This is a genomic window from Okeania sp. SIO3B5 (genome assembly GCF_010692555.1).
Classification (GTDB): Bacteria; Cyanobacteriota; Cyanobacteriia; order Cyanobacteriales; family Microcoleaceae; genus Okeania.
In genome coordinates this window covers 1-7,706 of sequence record NZ_JAAHHG010000477.1, presented here as the reverse complement: position 1 = coordinate 7,706, position 7,706 = coordinate 1, and the positions used below count along the sequence as shown (strand labels likewise).

Annotated in this window: 6 protein-coding genes; 5 read left to right on the top strand and 1 reads right to left on the bottom strand. The window is 35.0% G+C overall.

Annotated features, from left to right (window positions below):
• The first annotated feature begins 1,166 nt into the window (after positions 1-1,166).
• From F6K54_RS35930 to F6K54_RS35920, 3 genes are all read left to right on the top strand, one after another.
• On the top strand, positions 1,167-1,445 hold the full coding sequence (locus tag F6K54_RS35930) for an IS200/IS605 family accessory protein TnpB-related protein (RefSeq protein WP_293088596.1): 279 nt from the start codon (positions 1,167-1,169) through the stop codon (positions 1,443-1,445).
• Between the two features lie 500 nt (positions 1,446-1,945).
• Positions 1,946-2,848 (top strand): MBL fold metallo-hydrolase, encoded by a 903-nt coding sequence (locus F6K54_RS35925; protein WP_293088594.1) that lies wholly within the window; start codon positions 1,946-1,948, stop codon positions 2,846-2,848.
• A 102-nt stretch (positions 2,849-2,950) separates the two neighbouring features.
• Positions 2,951-4,036, top strand: coding sequence for a bifunctional riboflavin kinase/FAD synthetase (locus tag F6K54_RS35920; protein ID WP_293088593.1), 1,086 nt, complete (start codon positions 2,951-2,953; stop codon positions 4,034-4,036).
• A gap of 147 nt (positions 4,037-4,183) precedes the next feature.
• On the opposite strand, the gene F6K54_RS35915 is transcribed toward F6K54_RS35920, so the two are convergent.
• Positions 4,184-4,339, bottom strand: a complete 156-nt coding sequence (locus tag F6K54_RS35915) for a hypothetical protein (protein WP_293088591.1) — start codon at positions 4,337-4,339, stop codon at positions 4,184-4,186.
• Between the two features lie 51 nt (positions 4,340-4,390).
• On the opposite strand from F6K54_RS35915, the gene F6K54_RS35910 reads away from it, so the two are divergent.
• Both F6K54_RS35910 and F6K54_RS35905 read left to right on the top strand, forming a co-directional pair.
• Complete coding sequence (locus tag F6K54_RS35910) at positions 4,391-4,699, top strand: RNA-binding protein (protein ID WP_293088589.1); 309 nt, start codon at positions 4,391-4,393, stop codon at positions 4,697-4,699.
• A gap of 1,617 nt (positions 4,700-6,316) precedes the next feature.
• Positions 6,317-7,222: a MoxR family ATPase gene (locus F6K54_RS35905; RefSeq protein ID WP_293088588.1), complete on the top strand. Its 906-nt coding sequence runs from the start codon at positions 6,317-6,319 to the stop codon at positions 7,220-7,222.
• Positions 7,223-7,706 lie beyond the last annotated feature (484 nt).

Genomic DNA, 7,706 nt, shown 5'->3' with positions numbered 1-7,706 from the left:
AACTCTTACACAAATACTAACTTTTTGAGCCTTCTTAGCCGAAAATATGGTACTTTTTTTCAACCTAATAAGGCTGAAACTTTTATATGTGAATACTTTGATAGTTAATCAGCAAGCCCTAATTAAACGAAGATAATACTATACCAGTTTGATAAATGTTTGTTACGACTCTCTTTTGTCTATTCCCTATTCCCTGTTCCCTATAAATAGGGTTTGCTGATTAAATATCGCGCGCATTGACTGATATTGGTTGTAGCATTTTTTTGCCTAAAAAAGTGTCAACTTTTCCGTGGCAAGAGCTGCAAAAAGCTAGTATTTTAGGACGATTATGGTAGACAAATCAAGAAATCATTATGAAAAACTACCTACTCTATAACTCCCCTAAATCCTGAGAAAGTATCTGTAAAATAAATCTTAAGAGATGTTCAAAAGTTTACGATTTACTGGGTTACGGCGAATCACAAAGCTAACTATTAACTTTAACCATGTAATCTGGCCAACCCAACCCTACACTAGGATTTAATATTTTATTTACAGATACCCTCTAATTATTAATTATTCATTATTAATTATTAATTATTTAACTACTCCCTACTCCCTACCTCAACAAAAAGACTTTTTCAGCAAACCCTAAATAGAGTTTTGTAACATTCTTTTTTCAAATTGATATTATACCATTTATAAAACTGAACATGATATTACTTGCAATCTGCCGTAAAAACATGAATGAAATAAAAACTAAAAAATTTGAAACAATTATGAAGCTGTATAGATGCCATGTTCAAAAATTAATTGTTAGGATTGTAAAAGTTAAACTATTAATACATAAGTAGGTTGAAAAGTGTTGAGTAGATCGAAAAAAATTTACTGTCAAAATTTATTTACAAAAGATGGACTATAGTTTGAAAGCTACGTCTTTTTAAAGCGTGGATGAAAAACGAACGGGCAATTTTAATCGCCTTAAAAATTTGTCATTTTCTATTTTTGAATGTTATCATATTAAAGGAGGTGTTCAACAATTATTAATTAATAATTATTAATTATTAATTATTAATTATTAATTATTAATTATTAATTACCTCTCCTTGAAAACGGATAGGATTGACTCAAAGGAAAATTTTTTCTCCCTTAAATTAGCGCGCATAACTGAAAAACTCAATAGACAAATGCGTGATGCTGTTAACAAAGCAGCAAGATTGGTGATTAATCATTGCCTTAAACATGAAATTTGTAAAATAGTTTTTGGTTGGAATAAACGACAAAAAGATAGTATTAATATCGGTGCAAAAAACAACCAAAAGTTTGTACAAATCCCCACGGCTCAACTCAAAGAAAGAATTATTCAGTTATGTGAATTATATGGCATAGAGTTTATTGAAACTGAAGAATCGTATACCTCGCAAGCTAGCTTTTTAGATGATGACTTCTTGCCAAATAAGGCGTGAAAAACCCGGAAGTTGGAAGCCGTCAGGCAAGGGAATTAAGCCAGGACTCTAAACGGTTTGTTAGTTAATGCTGATTGTAATGGCGCAGCTAATATCCTCAAAAAAGTAGTGGCAACTTTAAGGTTTTCCCTTAAAGAAGTCAGTAGAGGCAGTTTGATCATGCCTTGAAGAATCCAGTTTTGGATTGCTTAATAATTCCCTGCGCATAAGCCAGGGGAATATCAAAATAAATCAAAATAAAAATAGTAGAGTTCTAAATAATCTGTAGATGTAGAAGATGGCCGATAAAAATTCCGCGAGTCATTTAATCTCAGAAGAAATAAAAATCCTATCTCTCATCTTCCACCCAAAATTTTGCTAGATTAATTTAGAATAACAGTTAATATATATTAAAATATATGGTTAAACTTAAATATGAAGCCATTTTTTTGTGGCAAAAATTTAACTCATAAGTAAAATCTCCTCGATGGACTTACTAAAGAAATTCTGCGATAAAACTCATGTCGGTTAAACAAAATCAATTCACAGTTCAATTTTGGGGCGTAAGAGGTAGTATTGCTTCTCCCGGAGCAGAAACAGTAAGATATGGGGGTAATACTCCTTGTGTAGAAATGCGAGTTGGTGGACATCGCCTGATTTTTGACGGTGGAACTGGCCTAAGAGTTTTGGGTCAATCCCTGATGTCTCAAATGCCCGTAGAAGCCCATATGTTCTTTACCCATACCCACTGGGATCATATTCAAGGCTTTCCTTTTTTTGCACCTGCTTTTGTGAAAAAGAATCGTTTCTATATATATGGAGCAATTGCTCCCAATGGAGCTACTATTCAACAGAGGCTTAATGACCAGATGCTCAATCCTAATTTTCCTGTACCTTTGCAAATTATGGGGGCTGAACTTAAGTTTTTCGATTTGGAAATAAGTCATCCAGTTAAAATTAGTGATATAGTTGTTGAAAATGCTTTGCTCAACCACCCTGGAGAAGCAGTAGGATATCGTATAAACTGGCAAGGATATGCTGCAGCTTATGTTACTGACACAGAACATTTTCCTGATCGCTTTGATGAAAATGTTTTATTTTTGGCTCGTAATGCAGATGTATTAATCTATGACGCTACTTATACGGATGAAGAATATTATTCTGATAAATCTAGTAAAATTGGTTGGGGACATTCAACTTGGCAGGAAGCTGTAAAAGTTGCTAAAGCAGCTCAAGTTAAAAAATTAGTAATTTTTCACCATGATCCTATACATAATGATGATTTTTTAGATAAAGTAGGAGAGCAAGTAGCAGAAAAATTTCCTAATAGTTTGATGGCAAGAGAAGGTTTGTCAATTCAATTAATTCCTCCAAGCAATAGTGAAGACAACAATTCAGCAGTAAAACACTCCAAAAAAAGCTAGAGTTTTAGCTTAATGTTAATTTTGTGAGTAAGCTGACAAAAAATATAAATGAACAAAGATTAAATGTAGTAGAAAATAATTCAATCAATGAAAATATAAGGTGTGTGGGTAACTTCTTCTTTAGCTACAATATTAACTCCAACTACCGTTGCCTTAGGAAACTTTGATGGTTTGCATCGAGGACATAGGCAAGTAGTCCAACCAATTTTAAAATTAGATACTAGAAAAAATTCACTCTATGTTTGTCCATCACAAACAGATATAGAAGTAGACAAAGACACAAAGCTTCAATTATTAAATTCATCATGGTATTGCCAAAGAAAATTGGACAAAAATGATGATTACCAAGAGCAAAAAATTTATTCAACTGTTGTCACTTTTAATCCTCATCCCCAAGAGTTTTTTAGTGGAAAGCCAAAAAAATTGTTAGCTCCACTAGATGAAAAATTAGCTCTTTTTGAACAGATGGGAGTAGAACAAGTAGTATTACTGCAATTTGACCAAGAATTGGCAAATTTAACTCCTACTCAATTTGTAGAAAACATTCTGGTAAAACACTTAAAAGCAAGTAAAGTAAGTGTAGGATGGGACTTCCGCTTTGGGCGAAACAGAGCAGGAAAAGCAACAGATTTACAGACTATTGCAGCTAACTATAATATAGAAGCTACTATTGTACCTCTATACACTTGTGAAAATGGAGAACGCATTAGTAGTTCTATAATTCGCCAAGCTCTTGAGCAAGGAGACCTAAAAAAATCCAATCGTTTATTAGGTCGTCCCTACAGTTTAGTTGGTCAGGTGGTAGAAGGGCAAAAATTAGGTAGAACTTTAGGATTTCCTACAGCTAATATACAGCTACCGCCACAAAAATTTTTGCCTCGTTTTGGAGTTTATGCTGTGGAGGTCTATATCTGTGAACAGAAGCAACTTCCGGAAAATTATTCTGGAGATTCCCCCTACTTAGGAGTAATGAATGTTGGTTGTCGCCCCACACTAAATGGTCTACACCCGACTACAGAAATTCACTTGTTAAATTGGTCTGGAGATTTATACGATCATACTCTAAGAGTAAATTTGATTGAGTTTTTAAGACCCGAACAAAAATTTGCTTCTTTAGATTTACTAAAAGCAAAGATTCAAGAAGACTGTGCAGTTGCTAGAAGTATACTCATAAGTAATACTAAATAAATTTAATATAAAAGAATGTAGTTGTTTGAATGGTAAGCATTTCCTTCAGAGGAAACCTCGCCAATTAGCACTAGCTTTTAAATGCATGACTTTTAACTTCCGCGTAGGGGAACTAGACATTTTATCAAACTTCTATGTAACTAAAATTTAAAAAGTTTTACTGATAGTTTTAAGTTGGACTAAAGTTTTAATTTGTGTAATTTTTAGCCAAAACTGTCTATGATATAATCTAGTTCGAGAATAGGTATAGGTTGCAGTTTTTGCTTTCAGTGGTGAGCTTTTTTGTGATGTTTCATCTGGCATTACTGGCCTTCCGAAATCTCTCTAGATTGCATTTAATTTTGGAGGTCAATTATGTCGGTTTACGTTGGAAACCTTTCCTACGATGCCACTGATGAAGATATAAAAGAAGTCTTCAAAGAATATGGTAGCGTTAAGCGAGTTCAAGTTCCTTCAGACCGTGAAACTGGTCGCCCCAGGGGCTTTGCTTTTGTAGAAATGGAGACAGAAGATGAAGAGACAGCAGCCATTGAAGCACTTGATGGTGCTGAATGGATGGGACGTACTCTCAAGGTAAATAAAGCAAGGCCACGAGAAAGTCGAGGGTCATCTGGTGGTGGCGGAAGAAAAGGGGGAGGAGATAAATCTTCTCGTGAATACTAAACTCTCATAATGAAATTAGATTCAGCTCAAGGGATAGGAATTGATCCTGTTCCTTTTATATCCTCGTATTAATCACAATTCGATCGATAATTTTTCTGATGTAAATAGCGCGATCGTGCTTTGAAGTATTAAACCTCAAGGAATTGTCAAAATCAAATTTTTGGCCTTAATTTTTTTGATGTTAATCTTTGCTGTTGATTGTGCTAGATTTTTTCCACAAGTCTGTTAATTTTTTCAATGAATTAAAGAGTCTGAATGTAGGAGTTATATCATGTCCGGATAATTAGTGATAAAAAAACTTTCTCCTTCTTTTCTTCTTTCTTCCCTTCTGAATTCTGAATTCTGAATTCTGAATTCTGAGTAGTTTATTTGTAACTGTTCAACCGGACATGATATTAAAAACCAGCATACTTACCGAATTATTAATTATTAATTATTAATTATTAAATAATTCTGGTTTAAAGCCTCCCCTTTTAAGGGGAAAAAAAGAAATAATATTTCCTTATATTTAATCAAGAACGGTTTTAACCAGAGGTAATTATCAATTATCCATTATCCATTATCAATTAATGAAGACTTTCAGTTAATATTTACCGATCCAAAATTAATTCAACTAACAAAAATTACTAAATTAACACGGGAGCATGAAAGCCATCCTCTTTGAAGTAATGGATGAAATGCGAATGGATTGATTTTAATCCATCCTAAGTGAAATACAATTGTTTTTCTTAATTTATCTGTTCTTTTACCTAAAGTATCAAATCTTATACTTCATTAGTACAATAATTGCTATATTTTAATTGAGTTTTGATAAATTTAAACAAAAATTTTTAGTTCGATCAGAATAAATAAAAGCTTTAATATTCTTTCAGCAATTCTGAAGCCTACACCCCTCATTAACTTAAGTTCATTCACTTCAATGTAAGTTAAAATTTTATGTAGAGCTTGCTGATTAAATATCGCGCCCATTGACTGATATTGGTTGTAGAATTTTTTGGTCTAAAAAAGTGTCAGCTTTTCGGTGGCAAGAGCTGCATAAAGCTAGTATTTTGGGACGATTATGGCAGAAAAATCACTCTTACAATTTTTCCGACTACCTCCTAATTAATTCCCATTTCTCCTGAATTCTGTTTGAGGAGCATGACAAACGGAAATTCTGACTCCTACCCCTACCAAAAGTCTTTATTCGGCAAACCCTATGTAGGACTTGCTGATTAAATATCAAAGCATTAACAGATATTGGTTTGAAGAATTGTAGGTACTGAAAAAGTATCAGCTTTTCGGTAGATGCAGGGGAAAAAGTAAGGATTTTGGGGTAATAAATGAGAGAAAAACTAAGGGCCAATTATGAATGACTACCTCTTCTACAACTCCCCTAAATCCTAACTCTTCACTACTGCCTACTCCCTACCCTACCAAAAGACTTTATTCGGCAAACCCTATGTAGATATTTTGAGATATTATCCAAAGAGCGCGGGTTTTCAACCAACGTTGAGATAAAAAATATCCCTAATACCAAATATTTAGATTTGCTAAATTAACCTACTTATTATCTCAAACTAATAGTAGTGCTATACAACTGAAATAGGATTCCTATACATAGCAAATCATAATTTTATGAAAGAAAGTATTGAAAAGCTGAAACAAAATCTTCGTCAGACTATTGTGGGAAAAGAAGATGCGATTAACTTAGTATTAGTGGCACTGCTTTCGGAGGGTCATGTTCTTTTAGAAGATGTTCCCGGTGTGGGTAAGACCTTATTAGCTAAATCTCTAGCTTATTCGATCGCTGGAAAGTTTCAGCGAGTTCAATGTACTCCCGATCTACTACCTACCGATATTACTGGTACTAACATTTGGAACCCTCGCAGTGGAGAATTTGAATTTCTACCAGGTCCGGTGTTTGCCAATGTACTATTGACAGATGAAATTAATCGTGCTACTCCCCGTACTCAGTCTGCTCTATTAGAAGTGATGGAGGAAAAACAGGTTACTATAGATGGGGTTTCGCGTTCTGTTCCTAAGCCATTTTTTGTCATTGCAACTCAGAACCCTATTGAATATCAGGGGACATTTCCACTACCGGAAGCACAAATGGATCGTTTTAGTTTATCTCTGACATTAGGCTATCCTACAGAGTCTGAAGAGTTACAGATGCTACAAAGAATTTCTGAGGGAGTAGGGATAAGTAAGCTGAAAGCTTGTATTACTTTAGAGGAAGTTGAAGAGTTGCGTCGTTTGTGCCGTCTTGTGAAAGTAGATGAGTCTTTACAAAAATATATTCTCCGATTAGTACGAGCAACGCGGGAAGATGAAGATATTACCCTGGGTGTTAGTCCTCGTGGAACAGTTGCTTTGCATCGAGCAGCTCAAGCTTTAGGGTTTCTTGCTGGAAGAGATTATGCTATTCCTGATGATGTGAAATTTCTTTCTCCCTATGTCCTTTCCCATCGTTTGATACCAGCAGGGGGAAGACGTGCTCAAACAATTGTGGAAAGATTACTGACTTCTGTTGCCTGCTAAAGCTGAAAAAGACGGACTATCCTAGGGTTTGCGCTCAAAAGTCTTATGGGTGAGGGTAGGAGACAGGAGACAACCTACCCCTCGCCCCTCCCAGGAGGCAGGGCTGTTTCATTCTCGATAGACACGGGGACACGGAGACACGGAGACACGGGGATGAAGGCTTTTAAGCGGCGTTGAACCAAATATTCTCTTAGAGCTTAAAGACGCGTACTTTGCGCTCAAAATCGGCAAATTTTGGCAAATTTCACTGTTCCACTATCCCCTCATCTTCCGTTCTCCTTAAATCGTTAATCTACAATACTTTGAAACAGCCCTGCTCCCAGGAGGGGAAGACAGGAGACAGGATAAATGGGTACTTATAGAAGGTAGGAGCTAAGTTTTGTAAGAATTATTTTTCTGCCTAACTATGAGCCTAAAATACTAACTTTTTGAGGGTTTTAGACATGATACCAGGCACTTTTTTAGACCCCAAAAAGGCTAAAAT